Source organism: Arthrobacter sp. BGA-UO-ETr-C19, assembly GCF_059568005.1.
The window spans coordinates 197,149-211,434 of record NZ_JCAQPC010000012.1 but is presented as its reverse complement, the minus strand read 5'-3'; the positions used below and the strand labels follow the sequence as shown (position 1 = coordinate 211,434).

At 66.2% G+C, this 14,286-nt stretch carries 15 protein-coding genes; 12 read left to right on the top strand and 3 right to left on the bottom strand.

Annotated elements, in window-relative coordinates; all coding sequences use genetic code 11:
- The 3 genes from sdhA to sdhC form a co-directional block, all read right to left on the bottom strand.
- Complete coding sequence (gene sdhA, locus AC57BR_RS06560) at nt 1–1,803, bottom strand: succinate dehydrogenase flavoprotein subunit (protein WP_496358964.1); 1,803 nt, start codon at nt 1,801–1,803, stop codon at nt 1–3.
- A 106-nt stretch (nt 1,804–1,909) separates the two neighbouring features.
- Nucleotides 1,910–2,401 carry a succinate dehydrogenase hydrophobic membrane anchor subunit gene (locus AC57BR_RS06555; RefSeq protein WP_003798094.1) on the bottom strand — a complete coding sequence of 164 codons (492 nt, stop codon included), beginning with the start codon at nt 2,399–2,401 and terminating at the stop codon, nt 1,910–1,912.
- A gap of 3 nt (nt 2,402–2,404) precedes the next feature.
- Complete coding sequence (gene sdhC, locus AC57BR_RS06550; protein ID WP_076798412.1) at nt 2,405–2,785, bottom strand: succinate dehydrogenase, cytochrome b556 subunit; 381 nt, start codon at nt 2,783–2,785, stop codon at nt 2,405–2,407.
- A gap of 257 nt (nt 2,786–3,042) precedes the next feature.
- On the opposite strand from sdhC, the gene AC57BR_RS06545 reads away from it, so the two are divergent.
- The 12 genes from AC57BR_RS06545 (at nt 3,043) to eno (ending at nt 14,265) form a co-directional block, all read left to right on the top strand.
- Nucleotides 3,043–4,176, top strand: coding sequence for a mannose-1-phosphate guanylyltransferase (locus AC57BR_RS06545; RefSeq protein WP_496358963.1), 1,134 nt, complete (start codon nt 3,043–3,045; stop codon nt 4,174–4,176).
- 148 nt (nt 4,177–4,324) lie between these two features.
- Nucleotides 4,325–5,524: an amidohydrolase gene (locus tag AC57BR_RS06540; protein ID WP_496358962.1), complete on the top strand. Its 1,200-nt coding sequence runs from the start codon at nt 4,325–4,327 to the stop codon at nt 5,522–5,524.
- A gap of 129 nt (nt 5,525–5,653) precedes the next feature.
- Complete coding sequence (locus tag AC57BR_RS06535; protein WP_496358961.1) at nt 5,654–6,088, top strand: MarR family winged helix-turn-helix transcriptional regulator; 435 nt, start codon at nt 5,654–5,656, stop codon at nt 6,086–6,088.
- Nucleotides 6,089–6,131: 43 nt separating this feature from the next.
- The gene (locus tag AC57BR_RS06530) at nt 6,132–6,563 is read left to right on the top strand and encodes an organic hydroperoxide resistance protein (RefSeq protein WP_496358960.1); all 432 of its coding nucleotides are present in this window, start codon (nt 6,132–6,134) and stop codon (nt 6,561–6,563) included.
- Nucleotides 6,560–7,588: an NADP-dependent oxidoreductase gene (locus AC57BR_RS06525; RefSeq protein WP_496358959.1), complete on the top strand. Its 1,029-nt coding sequence runs from the start codon at nt 6,560–6,562 to the stop codon at nt 7,586–7,588. Before AC57BR_RS06530 ends, AC57BR_RS06525 begins: the two co-directional genes overlap by 4 nt.
- Nucleotides 7,589–7,766: 178 nt before the next feature.
- The gene (locus AC57BR_RS06520) at nt 7,767–8,198 is read left to right on the top strand and encodes a cytidine deaminase (protein WP_496358958.1); all 432 of its coding nucleotides are present in this window, start codon (nt 7,767–7,769) and stop codon (nt 8,196–8,198) included.
- The gene (locus tag AC57BR_RS06515; RefSeq protein ID WP_496358957.1) at nt 8,195–9,517 is read left to right on the top strand and encodes a thymidine phosphorylase; all 1,323 of its coding nucleotides are present in this window, start codon (nt 8,195–8,197) and stop codon (nt 9,515–9,517) included. Before AC57BR_RS06520 ends, AC57BR_RS06515 begins: the two co-directional genes overlap by 4 nt.
- Nucleotides 9,518–9,519: 2 nt before the next feature.
- Nucleotides 9,520–10,137 (top strand): DedA family protein, encoded by a 618-nt coding sequence (locus AC57BR_RS06510; RefSeq protein WP_496358956.1) that lies wholly within the window; start codon nt 9,520–9,522, stop codon nt 10,135–10,137.
- A gap of 102 nt (nt 10,138–10,239) precedes the next feature.
- Nucleotides 10,240–10,938, top strand: a complete 699-nt coding sequence (locus AC57BR_RS06505) for a DedA family protein (RefSeq protein ID WP_496358955.1) — start codon at nt 10,240–10,242, stop codon at nt 10,936–10,938.
- Between the two features lie 88 nt (nt 10,939–11,026).
- Nucleotides 11,027–12,172, top strand: coding sequence for an adenosine deaminase (locus AC57BR_RS06500; RefSeq protein WP_496358954.1), 1,146 nt, complete (start codon nt 11,027–11,029; stop codon nt 12,170–12,172).
- 64 nt (nt 12,173–12,236) lie between these two features.
- Complete coding sequence (locus AC57BR_RS06495) at nt 12,237–12,842, top strand: MazG nucleotide pyrophosphohydrolase domain-containing protein (protein WP_496359031.1); 606 nt, start codon at nt 12,237–12,239, stop codon at nt 12,840–12,842.
- Nucleotides 12,843–12,984: 142 nt separating this feature from the next.
- Nucleotides 12,985–14,265, top strand: a complete 1,281-nt coding sequence (gene eno / locus AC57BR_RS06490; RefSeq protein ID WP_003798068.1) for a phosphopyruvate hydratase — start codon at nt 12,985–12,987, stop codon at nt 14,263–14,265.
- Nucleotides 14,266–14,286: the final 21 nt, after the last annotated feature.

Below are 14,286 nucleotides of genomic sequence, written 5' to 3'. Positions count from 1 at the left end.
TTAGTACTTCCTCACCATCGGCTCGTAGCGCGTAAAGACAACCGGCTTGGTGGCAAGCCGGACACCGGCGATTGCCTCCTCCGCGGAACCGTCAGCCGGTGCGTGGTCTTCTTTGTACGCCATGGAGTGCTTCATGAATTTTTCGTCGTCGCGGTCCGGGAAGTCCTCGCGGAAGTGGCCGCCGCGGGATTCCTCACGGTGCAGGGCAGCAACCGTCATGACCCTGGCCAGTTCCAGCAGGAAGCCGAGCTCAACGGCCTCCAGCAGGTCAAGGTTGAAGCGCTTGCCCTTGTCCTGGACGTTGATGCGCGTGTACCGCTCCTCGAAGGACTCGATGTCCTTCAGGACCTGGTTGAGCGTGTCTGCCGTGCGGAACACCTGCATGTTGGCGTCCATGGTGTCCTGCAGTTCCTTGCGGATCTGGGCCACCTTCTCGTCGCCGGTGCCGTTGCGGGCGATGTTGAGGAGCTCAATCGTGTAGGCCTCCGGGTCCTCCGGCAGCTCCACGAAGTCAGCCGTCTTGGCGTACTCTGCAGCGGCAATGCCGGCGCGCTTGCCGAACACGTTGATGTCCAGCAGGGAATTGGTGCCCAGGCGGTTGGAGCCGTGGACCGAAACGCAGGCGACCTCGCCGGCGGCGTAGAGGCCCGGAACCACGGTGTCGTTGTCCTGCAGGACCTCGGTGGTGATGTTCGTCGGGATGCCGCCCATGGCGTAGTGCGCCGTCGGGAAGACAGGGACCGGCTCCGTGTAGGGCTCCACGCCGAGGTAAGTGCGGGCGAACTCGGTGATGTCCGGCAGCTTGGCGTCGATGTGGGCCGGCTCAAGGTGCGTCAGGTCAAGGAGCACGTAGTCCTTGTTCGGTCCGCAGCCGCGTCCTTCACGCACCTCGTTGGCCATGGAACGGGCCACGATGTCACGCGGGGCGAGGTCCTTAATGGTGGGGGCGTAGCGCTCCATGAAGCGTTCACCCTCAGAGTTACGCAGGATGGCGCCTTCACCGCGTGCGGCTTCGGACAGGAGGATGCCCAGGCCTGCGAGGCCGGTCGGGTGGAACTGGAAGAACTCCATGTCCTCCAGGGGGATGCCGCGGCGGAACGCGATGCCCATGCCGTCCCCGGTCAGGGTGTGGGCGTTGGAGGTGGTCTTGAAGACCTTGCCGGCGCCGCCGGAGGCGAACACCACGGACTTGGCCTGGAACACGTGCAGCTCGCCGGAGGCGAGGTCGTAGGACACGACGCCGGCAACGCGCTTCTGCTTGAACGGCGTGCCGTCCTCGCGTACTGCATCTTCCTCGACGGTCAGGAGGTCAAGGACGTAGTACTCGTTGTAGAACTCAACGTTGTGCTTGACGCAGTTTTGGTACAGGGTCTGGAGGATCATGTGGCCCGTGCGGTCGGCGGCGTAGCACGCGCGGCGCACCGGAGCCTTGCCGTGGTCACGGGTGTGGCCGCCGAAGCGGCGCTGGTCGATCCGGCCCTCGGGCGTGCGGTTGAACGGCAGGCCCATCTTCTCGAGGTCCAGTACCGCGTCGATGGCCTCTTTGGCCATGACCTCGGCGGCGTCCTGGTCAACCAGGTAGTCGCCGCCCTTGATGGTGTCGAAGGTGTGCCATTCCCAGTTGTCTTCCTCGACATTGGCCAGGGCTGCACACATGCCGCCCTGCGCCGCACCCGTGTGGGAGCGGGTGGGGTACAGCTTGGTCAGTACTGCTGTTCGCGCACGCTGACCGGACTCGATCGCGGCGCGCATCCCGGCGCCACCGGCACCGACGATGACGACGTCGTACTTATGGACCTGCATACCAGACGCTCTTTCTCTCAAAATTCGCAATAAAACAGCGGGCGGTCTGAAGCCGTCTCCGCACAAAATCGCGGCCCGCCAATGGATGGCGGGCCGCCACGGGATGCTACGCGGGGCAGAAGCCGCCGGGCAGCTGGACGCCGTCCACTACCGGGCACGGGTTGAAGGTGAAGATCACCAGGGTGCCGAGGATGATGATGACGGCGGAGGCTGCGTAGAGGACCATCTTGAGCCAGAAGCGGGTGGAGTCCTTCTCGGCGTAGTCGTTGATGATGGTACGTACGCCGTTGGTGCCGTGCAGCATGGCGAGCCACAGCATGGCCAGATCCCAGAACTGCCAGAACGGATCTGCCCACTTGCCGGCAACGAAGCCGAAGTCGATCGCGTGGATGCCCTCGCCCACCAGGAGGTTCACGATGAGGTGGCCGAAGATCAGCACAACCAGGACCACGCCGGACAGACGCATGAACAGCCAGGCCAGCATTTCGAAGTTGCCGCGCGAGCTGCCGTTGCGGCGGTACTTCGGGGCGATCTTGCCGGACTCGGGCTTGCCGCCGATCTGTCCGCTGCGCGGGGACTGGATCTCAGTTGCAGACATGGCTTAGTGACCTCCGAGCGCGAGGGACAGGTGGCGGATGGCGAAGGCGACCATGGTGACGACCCACAGGCCCAGCACCACCCAGAGCATCTGACGCTGGTATTTGGCGCCCTTCTTCCAGAAGTCGACGGCGATGATCCGCAGGCCGTTGAAGGCGTGGAATACGATCGCTGCGACGAGGCCCGTTTCACCCAGGGCCATCAGCGGGTTCTTGTAGGCACCAATTACGGCGGTGTAGGCCTCAGGCGACACCCTCACCAGCGAGGTGTCCAGCACATGGACCAACAAGAAGAAAAAGATCACTACACCAGTAATGCGGTGTCCAACCCAAGACCACATGCCTTCACGGCCGCGGTACAAGGTGCCAGCTGGTTTCGTCGGCACTGAATAAACCTCCCTGCGACACAGCGGCGCTGGCGTGGGATCCACGCGGGGGGAACGCCTACTGCGAGAGCACTCGTAGCTCAGGCCTAAATCTAGGCTTCGCTCACAGCTTATTCAATTCAGGCGGTCCTTGCCCGCCACGTACTGTACGGATTTTCGGTTATTTTGAGACGAACACCACATCTGTTGCCACAGTATCCGCATGCTGGCGGCCGGCGGAAGGCCGCCTTGAGGCGCGTCGGCTAAAGTAGGCCCTGATGAGTAACGACAAAGTGACAAGCCAGGATTCACCTCTCAGCCGTTTTATCGCTGTGATTCCTGCAGGCGGTGTGGGGACCCGCCTCTGGCCTCTGTCACGTGCAGCAGCTCCCAAATTCCTTCACGACCTCACCGGTTCGGGAAGCACGCTTCTGCGTGCCACCTATGACCGCCTCGAACCGTTGGCCGGCAACCGTGTCCTTGTTGTCACCGGCGTGGCGCACCGCACGGCCGTCTGCCGCCAGCTGCCCGAAGTGCAGGACGGCGACCTCGTGCTCGAGAGCGAACCGAAGGACTCCGGCGCCGCGATCGGCCTGGCCGCAGCCATCCTGCACCAGCGCGATCCGGACGTCATCATGGGCTCCTTCGCCGCGGACCACGTGATCAGCCCCGATGGTCTCTTCCAGGATGCCGTGCGGGAAGCCATCCACACTGCGGCGGCCGGCAAGATCGTGACCATCGGCATCAAGCCGACGCACCCGTCCACCGGCTTCGGCTACATCCGGTCCGGAAGCTCGCTGCACATCCCCGGCGCGCCGAGCGCCCAGGCAGTGGTGGAGTTCGTGGAGAAGCCGGACGAGGACGCGGCCCAGCAGTACGTGGACAGCGGCGAGTACGTCTGGAACGCAGGCATGTTCGTGGCGCCCGTTTCCCTCATGCTCAAGCACCTGGAAGCGAACCAGCCCGAACTGTTCAACGGCCTGCAGGAAATCGCCCAGGCGTGGGACACCCCGCAGCGTGACGAAGTCACCGCGCGTATTTGGCCCACCCTGCCCAAGATCGCCATCGACTACGCAGTCGCCGAGCCCGCAGCGGCGGCCGGGGACGTCGCCGTCGTGCCCGGTTCATTCCGTTGGGACGACGTCGGCGACTTCGCCTCCGTGGGCCGGCTCAACAGCGCCAAGGAAGTGGACGAGGTGACCGTCCTCGGCGAGGGCGCCCGCGTCTTCACCGAAAACGCCAGCGGCGTGGTTGTCTCGGACACCAAGCGTGTCATCGCGCTGATCGGCATCAAGGACGTCGTCATCGTGGATACCCCGGATGCACTGCTGGTTACCACCAAGCAGCACTCGCAGCGGGTGAAGCAGGCGGTGGACGCCCTGAAGGCCAGCGGCGACACCGACGTCCTCTAGCAGGACCTCTTCCAGCGGGCCGGTGCACTTCAGTGCGCCGGCCCGCTGCGGTTGTGCACCCTCCGGCCGTAAGTAAATCGGAGACGGCGAACACGTAACGCGGAGAAGGCGATGCCGCTAATTTTTGCGGTCTCGCTACAGTTGAGGTGTGCGCAATTACACTACTGAAGCTGAGCCCACCGCACTGGTGGGGCCGTGGCTCGAGCCCCTGCTGCCGGAACTGATCGATTTTCGCCGTGACCTGCATGCGCACCCCGAACTGTCCTTCAGGGAATTCCGGACGACGGACAAGCTGGCGGAGCGGCTCGAGGCGGCAGGCCTGGAGCCCCGCCGGCTCGAGGGCACCGGCCTGACCGTGGACATCGGCGAGGGCCCCATCGCCACCGCGCTGCGCGGTGACATCGACGCGCTGCCGATCATCGAGGAGACGGGACTCCCGTTCGCCTCGAAGAACCACGGCGTCACCCACGCCTGCGGCCACGACGTGCACACCACCACCATGCTGGGCATCGCCCTCGTGCTGCACCGCATGCACCAGGAATCCCCGCTGGGCGGATCCGTGCGCATCATCTTCCAGCCTGCCGAGGAAACCATGCCCGGCGGGGCGCACTCCTGCATCGAGCAGGGCGTGCTGGAAGGCGTGCCCCGCATCCTGGCGCTGCACTGCGACCCGCGCATCGAAGTGGGCAAGATCGGCACGCGCATTGGCGCCATCACCTCGGCGTCGGACACCATTCGGATTGAACTGTCCGGCCGCGGCGGGCACACCTCGCGCCCGCACCTGACCGAGGACCTTGTTTTCGCCCTGGCGCAGATTGCCGTGAACGTGCCGGCCGTCCTGTCCCGCCGGGTGGATGTCCGCAGCGGCGTCTCGGTGGTGTGGGGGCACATCTCTGCAGGTTCGGCGCCCAACGCGATCCCCGGCACCGGGTACATGGCAGGGACCATGCGTTGCCTGGACCGCGACGCCTGGCACAGCGCCGGTGAACTCCTGGATGAAGTGGTGCACCAGGTGGCGGCGCCCTACGGCGTCGACGTGCGGCTGGAGCACACCCGGGGCGTTCCTCCCGTGGTCAACTCCGAGCATGAGACGGCGCTGATCGAGGCGTCTGCACGCGCTGAGATCGGCGAGGGCGCAGTAGTGCTGACGCCGCAGTCCATGGGCGGGGAGGACTTCGCCTGGTTCCTGGCCGAGCTGCCGGGGGCCATGATGCGCCTCGGCACCAAGACTCCCGGCGGCGAGGAGTACGACCTGCACCGCGGCGACTACATCCTGGACGAGCGGGCCCTTGGCTTCGGCATCCAGGTCCTCACCGCCGCAGCACTCCGCACCATCCGCGACCTCTAGGCCCGTCCCCAGGCGCGAACTGGCGGCTGATGCCCTCAAATCCCCGGTTTGTGGGCATCAGCTGCCAGTTCGCGCTTTCCTTGCTCATGTAAGTTGTGCACAATTGAATTGCACGTTACTGTTATCGGTATGCCCGATGCTCCCCGTCTTGACCGCCAGGTGTGCTTTGCCCTCTACTCCGCGTCGCGGGCCGCCACCGCCGTTTACCGCCCGCTCCTGGAAGAACTCGGCCTGACCTACCCGCAGTACCTCGTCATGCTCGTGCTGTGGGAGAACGAGCCGCGCGGCGTCCGGGAACTCGGTGCGGAGCTGGGTCTCGACTCCGGGACCCTCTCGCCCCTCCTCAAGCGTCTCGAGGCGCTGGGCCTCGTGGAGCGGCAGCGCTCGGCGGAGGATGAGCGCCGCGTCGCCGTGCACCTGACCGAGGCGGGCAAGGCCCTCAGCAGCAAGGCCTCCGGCGTGCCCCAACACCTCGCCGCCGCAGCGGGCCTGAGCCCCGGCGAACTTGACCAGCTGCGCGAAACCCTCGGCAAGCTCACAGCAGCCCTGCACGGTTCACGCTAGGCAGCCCCGAAACCTCCAGACCTCCCAACCGGAAGGAAACACATTGAAGACTCTCTACACAGCCGAGGCCCTCGCGTCCGGCGAAGGCCGCGACGGTTCCGCGCGCACCAAGGACGGCAAGCTCGACGTCAACCTTGCCAGCCCGGTGGAGTTGGGCGGCAGCGGCCAGGGCACCAACCCGGAGCAGCTGTTCGCTGCCGGCTATGCGGCCTGCTTCCACTCCGCCCTCCGCGTCGTTGGCCGGCAGGCTAAAGCGGACCTCACCGACTCCGCTGTTGCAGCCAAGATCCACTTCGGCGCCCTCCAGGACCGCGAGGGCTACGGCCTGGCCGCCGAACTGGAAGTCGCCCTCCCGGCACTGGACCGCGACACCGCAGAGACGCTCATGGCCAAGGCGCACAGCATCTGCCCGTACTCCAACGTGACGCGCGGCAACATGGACGTCGCACTCACGCTCGTGGAGTTCGCAGCGTGAGCGCCGGCGCAGCAACGGCATTGCCGGTGACCACCCGCGAGATCCAGCTGGCCTCGCGCCCGTCGGGACGGCCCGTCCCGGAAAACTTCAGGCTCGCCGAGGCAGCGGTCCCGGCCCTCAATGAGGGCCAGATCCTGGTCCGGAACCTGTTCATCTCGGTTGACCCCTACATGCGAGGCCGCATGAACGATGCCAAATCCTATTCGGCGCCGTTCGCGCTGGACGAAGCGCTCGACGGCGGTGCGGTGGGCGAGGTGATCGCGTCCCGGTCCGATCAGCGCAAGGTGGGGGACGTCGTCGTACATCAACTCGGCTGGCGGGAGCACGCGGTGGTGGACGCGGAGCGGACAACCCCCGTGGACACCAGCCTCGCCCCGGCCTCTGCCTTCCTGGGTGCGCTGGGCATGACCGGCCTCACCGCGTACTCTGGCCTGCTGAAGGTCGCGGAGTTCAAGCCGGGGGACGCCGTTTTCGTCTCCGGTGCCGCCGGCGCCGTTGCTTCGCTCGTGGGACAGATCGCCAAGGCGATGGGTGCCTCAAAGGTGATTGGCAGCGCGGGTACACCGGAGAAAGTTGCACGGCTGCTGGACCTGGGCTTCGACGCGGCGTTCAACTACCGCGATGCCCCGGTCCTGGACCAGCTGAAGGCCGCCGCGGGCAGCAACGGCATAGACGTGTACTTCGACAACGTTGGCGGCGACCATCTCGAGGCGGCGCTGTCCGTCCTGAACGTGGGCGGCCGCGTGGCCATGTGCGGCGCCATCGCCCAGTACAATTCGACGGAACCGCCGGCCGCGCCGCGCAACCTGGCCGTGGCGATCGGCAAGCAGCTCACGCTGCGCGGATTCCTGGTGGGCGGCCAGCGCCAGCATGCCGCTGAGTTCGCCGGGCGGATGGCCGGCTGGCTCGCCGACGGGACCGTCCGGTACGACGAGACGGTTGTCGACGGCCTGGAGAACGCTCCGCAGGCCTTCATGGACATGCTCGACGGCGGGAACACCGGGAAGATGCTCGTCCGGCTCTAGCCCCCGGGCAACAGCCGTCACCCGAGCGCGAACGCACACTTAAGCCCCAAGCGGCGGGCCTCAAGTGTGCGTTCGCGCTCGACGTGTTAACCGGACATGCCACTGGACACTAAAGTGGGCTCATGAGTGCGCTTCGGCGCACCCGGATGCCGGCCAGCGGCATCCCGTACGCCAAGGGGTGACGGCCGTGCAGAACGACGCCAATGACGTGGGCGCCATCATCGACTGGACGGCCCTGGAAGCCGCCGCGCTCGGCGCCATGAAGGCCGCCTACGCGCCCTACTCGAACTTTCCGGTGGGGGCCGCGGCCTTCACGGCGGACGGCCGGATCGTAAGTGGCTGCAACGTGGAGAATGCCAGCTACGGCCTGACGCTGTGCGCCGAGTGCGTCCTCGTGGGGAACCTGCAGATGACCGGCGGCGGCATGCTGCGCGCCTTCTACTGTGTCGACGCGGGCGGCAACGTACTGATGCCCTGCGGACGCTGCCGGCAGCTGCTGCACGAGTTCCGGGCGCCCGGCATGGAGCTGATGACCACGCAGGGGATCAAGACCATGGACCAGGTGCTGCCCGATGCATTTGGCCCCGAACACCTGGAGGGAACCCGGTGACACGTCCTTTAAAGGAAACCCAGGCGTTCGACGCCGTCGAGATCATCAGAACCAAGCGCGACAAGGGTGCACTCAGCCCCGAGCAGATTGACTGGACCATCGACGCGTATACCCGCGGGGTCATCGCGGAGGAGCAGATGGCCGCCCTGAGCATGGCCATCCTGCTCAACGGCATGGACCGTGCCGAGATATCGCGGTGGACCGCGGCGATGATTGCCTCGGGGGAACGGATGGACTTCTCCGGCCTCCGGCGCCCCGACGGCGGCGTGAAGGTAACCACGGACAAGCACTCCACGGGCGGGGTGGGGGACAAGATCACCCTGCCGCTGGCGCCCCTCGTCGCCGTGTTCGGAGTGGCAGTGCCGCAGCTGTCCGGGCGCGGGCTGGGCTACACCGGCGGCACGCTGGACAAGCTCGAGTCCATTCCGGGCTGGCGTGCATCCCTGAGCAACGATGAAATGCTGGCCCAGCTCCAGGAGGTGGGCGCGGTGATCTGCGCCGCCGGTGCAGGGCTCGCTCCGGCGGACCGGAAGCTCTACGCGCTCCGCGACGTCACGGGCACCGTCGAGTCCATCCCGCTGCTTGCCTCGTCGATCATGAGCAAGAAGATCGCCGAGGGCACGGGCTCGCTGGTGCTGGACGTCAAGGTGGGCAGCGGGGCGTTCATGAAGGACGAGGCCGGCGCACGCGAACTGGCCGAGACCATGGTGGCCCTGGGCAAGGACGCCGGGGTGGAAACCGTGGCCCTGCTGACCAACATGAGCACCCCTCTTGGACTCACCGCGGGCAACGCCATCGAGGTGGAGGAATCCGTTGAGGTCCTTGCGGGCGGCGGCCCGGCCGATGTGGTCGAGCTGACGGTGAGGCTCGCGGAGGAGATGCTGCGGTGTGCCGGTGTTTCCGACGCCGATCCCGCCGCCGCGCTCAAGGACGGCAGGGCCATGGACGTCTGGAACCGGATGATCGCGGCGCAGGGCGGCGACCCGCGGGCCAAGCTGCCGGTGGCCAGGGAAACGGAAACCATCTACGCGCCCGCCGACGGTGTCCTTGTGGAGCTCGACGCGTTCGCCGTGGGTGTGGCGGCCTGGCGGCTCGGCGCCGGCCGGGCGCGGAAGGAAGACGCGGTGCAGGCAGCGGCGGGCGTCCGCCTGCACGCCAAGCCCGGCGCGACTGTGCGTGCCGGCGAACCGCTGATGACCCTGCTGACGGACACGCCGGAGAAGTTTGCCCGGGCCAGGGAGGCGCTCGAGAACGCCGCCACCGTCGCGCCGGTTGGTTCCAGGCCTGCCCAGCAGCTCATCATCGACCGCGTCGCCTGACCGTGCAGGCCATCAATGACTTCATCCTGGCTGCCGCCGGGCAGCCCTGGGTCCTGTTCATAGTCCTCGCCTGCTGCGTCATCGACGGCTTCTTCCCGCCCATTCCCAGCGAATCCGTGGTGGTGGGGCTGGCCGCCGTCGCCGCGACGGCGGACGTTCCCAACCCGTGGCTGCTGGCGGCCGTCGCAGGACTGGGCGCGTTTACCGGCGACAACGCCGCCTATCTCATCGGCCGGGGAGTGGGCACACAGCGCTGGGCGTGGATGCGGGGGCCTCGGATGCAGCGCGCCTTCCGGTGGGCCGGACGGGAGTTGCGCAAGCGGCCGGCGTCGCTGATTCTCGTGGCGCGGTTCGTCCCCATCGGCAGGGTGGCGGTCAACCTGACCGCAGGAGCCACGCATTATTCCCATCCCCGCTTCGTCGGGCTGACTGTGCTTTCCGCCACCCTCTGGGCCTCGTACTCCGTGGCCATCGGGCTGTTCTTCGGCCAGTGGTTCGAGGAAAACCACCTGCTGGGGGCCATGATCGCCATTGTTTGCGCCATTGTGCTGGGCATCCTGGTGGACCTCGGTATCAACCGGATCCGGAACCGCGTTCGGGATCCGTTGGAAGAAAGTTGACTTTCCAATCAAGGCGTAGCGGACTATCCTCCCGCCATGCGACACTAAAGAGCGATTTGCGTCACTTCCTGTCTTGTTATAGTCCCTAGGAGCAACACCCGCGTGGAGTTTATTAATGAGGCCGTGCTCCATGCAGCGGGTCAGTGGTGGATTTATCCCGTTTTGCTCATGTTCTTCTTCGTTGACGGGTTCGCGATGGTGGTGCCCAGCGAGACGCTTATCGTGGCGCTGGCGGCCTTCTCCCGGCACAGCGGCGAGCCCAATCTCTGGATCCTCGGCCTGACTGCCCTGACCGGCGCCATGGCCGGAGACAACATGGCCTACATGCTTGGCCGGAAGATCGGGCTGGAGCGCTGGAAATGGATGCGCCGGCCCAGGGTGCAGAAAGTCTTCGGCTGGGCCCGGTACGAACTCGAGAAGCGCGGCGCCGTGCTGATCTTCACGGCGCGCTACATTCCGTGGGGCCGTGTGGCGGTGAATTACGTCGCCGGCACCACCGGATACCCGCACCGCAGGTTCTTCCTGCTGGATGCCTTGGCCTGCTTCACCTGGGTGGGTTATTCGATTGGCATCGGCCTCGTCGCCAGCTCCTTCCCATGGCTGCACCACAACCCGCTGCTCGGCGCCGGCATCGCCGTCGTGTTCGCCATCATCCTGGGCATCATCATCGACCACGCCCTCCGTTGGTGGCACAAGCGGCTCGGCCGCAACGACGCCGCCGCTGCCCCGGAAGGGAGCCCTGCGCCGGAAGAGGGCGGCGTCCCGGAAGGCGGCCGGGAACAGGCCAGCCGCGTGGCTTAGCAGCGCGGCAGGGCGGCCTTTCGGACCGCCCGTCACCGTGCAATGCGGTGCGTTGGCATTGCCGCCGGTCCAACCCTAGAGTTGGTACGTGACTGAGCCAATCGTTGACGCCGCCCCTGCCCTTGACTTCGACCTGAAGAGCCTGCCCAAGGTATCCCTTCACGACCACCTCGACGGCGGCCTGCGCCCTGCCACCATCATCGAGCTGGCAGAGGCGGTGGGGCACACCCTCCCGTCCACCGACCCGACCGCGCTGGGCGAGTGGTTCCGCGAATCCGCCGACTCCGGCTCGCTGGTCCGCTACCTGGAGACGTTCGACCACACGGTCGCCGTCATGCAGACCAAGGAAGGGCTGTTCCGCGTCGCCAAGGAGTTCGTTGAAGATTTGGCGGACGACGGCGTGGTGTACGGCGAAGTGCGCTGGGCACCTGAGCAGCACCTCCAGAAGGGACTGACCCTGGACGAGGTTGTCGAGGCGGTCCAGGAAGGCCTCGAAGCCGGTGTGGAGGCCGTGGCCGAGACAGGCCGCGAAATCCAGGTGGGCCAGCTGATCACGGCCATGCGCCACGCCGACCGTGGCCAGGAAATTGCCGAACTCGCCGTTCGGCACCGCGACAACGGCGCCGTAGGGTTCGACATCGCCGGGGCCGAAGACGGCTTCCTGCCCTCCCGCTTCCGGGACGCCTTCACCTACCTGGCCGAAAACAATTTCCCGGCCACCGTGCACGCCGGTGAAGCCGCCGGCCTGGACAGCATCCAGTCAGCCCTGGTTGACGGCCGCGCGCTGCGCCTGGGCCACGGCGTGCGCATCGCCGAGGACATCATGGTGGAGTTCGACGAGGACGACGCCGACGACGAGGACAGCGACAACATCGGCCTGGTCACCTTGGGCAACCTGTCCAGCTGGATCCGCGACCGCGGCATCGCACTGGAAATCTGCCCGTCCTCGAATTTGCAGACCGGTGCCATTGCCGGCTTCGGCGAGGGCATCGAAAGCCACCCGCTGGACATGCTGTACCAGCTGGGCTTCAACGTGACAATCAACACCGACAACCGGCTCATGAGCGGCGTGACGCTCACCGACGAGTTCGAGCTGCTGGTGGAAACCTTCGACTACGACCTCGACGACCTGCTGGAGCTCACGCTCAACGCCGCCGAGGCCTCCTTCCTGCCCCTCGAGGAAAAGGAAGCCCTCGTGGAGTACATCAACGACGCGTACGGCGACCTTGGCTGAAACCCCTGACCCGGTGGGGGAGCTGCTGGGGGTGATTGCCGCCCTTCGCGAGCACTGCCCCTGGATGGGCGCCCTCACCCACGAGTCGCTCGTGGAGTACCTGCTGGAGGAGGCCTATGAAGTGGCCGAGACCATCGAGACCGGTGCGGATGAGGCTGACCTCAAAGGCGAGCTGGGCGATGTGCTGCTCCAGGTGGTGCTGCACGCCCGGCTCGCCGAGGAACGCGGCGTGTTCGGTTTCGGCGACGTCGCTCGCGGCCTCACCGCGAAGATGATCCGCCGCAACCCCCACGTGTTCCGTCCGGACGGTTCCCTCCAGGACTCCTTTCCCGCCACGGTGGAGGAGATTGTGCTCAAGTGGGATGCCGTGAAAAAGGCCGAAAGCCCGGAGCGGAGCACGCCCTTCGAAGGCATCCCGGTGGCACTGCCGGCATTGGCCCAGGCCCAGAAAACCCTTGACCGGGCCGAGCGGGCCGGGCTGCCGATGGTTGAGCCTGTCGAAGCGAGGCCTGCCGGAACCCCGACGGTTGAGCTCGCCGAAACAATAGAGACCGAAGCCGAACTAGGCGAGCTGCTGCTCGCCGTCGTCCGTTCTGCCCGGAACAGGGGGTTCGACGCCGAACGTGCCCTCCGCGGGGCCGTCCGGCGTTACCAGAACCGCCACCTGTGAAACTTCCGCACCCGGATCATGACGTCCGGGTTCTGGATAGGTTTCCGTAACGTGCACCACTCTCGACTACGCTTGTCCCTGACGAGGACGTCGAGATTTTCCGCTAAAGTTCCCCAGTAAATTGCCCATAAGGAGCAAATCCATGGCGCTTATCGATGCCATCCACGCCCGCGAGATCCTCGATTCGCGTGGCAACCCCACGGTCGAAGTTGAAGTTCTCCTCTCCGACGGCCAGATCGGCCGCGCTGCCGTTCCGTCCGGTGCGTCCACCGGCGAGCACGAAGCCGTAGAACTGCGCGACGGAGACAAGGGCCGCTACCTCGGCAAGGGTGTCCAGAAGGCCGTTGACGCCGTCATCGACCAGATCGCACCGGCCCTGACCGGCTTTGACGCCACCGACCAGCGCAGCATCGACCAGGCCATGATTGACCTGGACGGCACCGCCAACAAGGCCAAGCTGGGCGCCAACGCCATCCTGGGCGTCTCCCTGGCCGTTGCCAACGCCGCAGCAGCCTCCGCTGACCTGCCGCTGTACAAGTACCTGGGCGGCCCGAACGCCCACGTCCTGCCCGTTCCGCTGATGAACATCCTCAACGGCGGCTCGCACGCGGACTCCGACGTCGACATCCAGGAATTCATGATCGCCCCGATCGGCGCCGAGACCTTCTCCGAGGGCCTGCGCTGGGGCGTTGAGGTTTACCACAACCTCAAGTCCGTGCTGCAGCAGAAGGGCCTCTCCACCGGCCTTGGTGACGAGGGCGGCTTCGCCCCGAACCTGCCGTCCAACCGCGCTGCCCTGGACCTGATCCAGGAAGCCATCCAGAACGCCGGCTACACCCCGGGCACCGACATCGCCCTGGCCCTGGACGTCGCCTCCTCCGAGTTCTTCAAGGACGGTGCCTACCAGTTCGAGGGCAAGGCCCTGAGCGCGGCCGAGATGAGCGCCTACTACGCCGAACTCGTTGCCGACTACCCGCTGGTTTCCATCGAGGACCCGCTCGACGAGAACGACTGGGAAGGCTGGAAGATCCTCACCGACACCATCGGTGACAAGGTCCAGCTGGTGGGTGACGACCTGTTCGTCACCAACCCCGAGCGCCTGCAGCAGGGCATCGACGCGGCCACGGCCAACTCGCTGCTGGTCAAGGTCAACCAGATCGGCTCCCTGACCGAAACCCTGGACGCCGTTTCCCTGGCCCAGCGCTCCGGTTACACCACCATCACCTCGCACCGCTCCGGCGAGACCGAAGACACCACGATCGCCGACATCGCCGTTGCCACCAACGCCGGGCAGATCAAGACCGGTGCCCCGGCCCGCTCCGAGCGCGTTGCAAAGTACAACCAGCTGCTGCGCATCGAAGAGGAACTCGACGACGCCGCACGCTACGCCGGCCGCAGCGCGTTCCCGCGTTTCAAGGCCTAGTAGCCAAAGAAACAGCTGACC

Bases quoted from the DNA above. Each gene is read 5' to 3' on its own strand.
- sdhA (WP_496358964.1), bottom strand. From the start codon at position 1,803: ATGCAGGTCCATAAGTACGACGTCGTCATCGTCGGTGCCGGTGGCGCC.
- AC57BR_RS06555 (WP_003798094.1), bottom strand. From the start codon at position 2,401: ATGTCTGCAACTGAGATCCAGTCCCCGCGCAGCGGACAGATCGGCGGC.
- AC57BR_RS06545 (WP_496358963.1), top strand. From the start codon at position 3,043: ATGAGTAACGACAAAGTGACAAGCCAGGATTCACCTCTCAGCCGTTTT.
- AC57BR_RS06535 (WP_496358961.1), top strand. From the start codon at position 5,654: ATGCCCGATGCTCCCCGTCTTGACCGCCAGGTGTGCTTTGCCCTCTAC.
- AC57BR_RS06495 (WP_496359031.1), top strand. From the start codon at position 12,237: ATGGGCGCCCTCACCCACGAGTCGCTCGTGGAGTACCTGCTGGAGGAG.
- eno (WP_003798068.1), top strand. From the start codon at position 12,985: ATGGCGCTTATCGATGCCATCCACGCCCGCGAGATCCTCGATTCGCGT.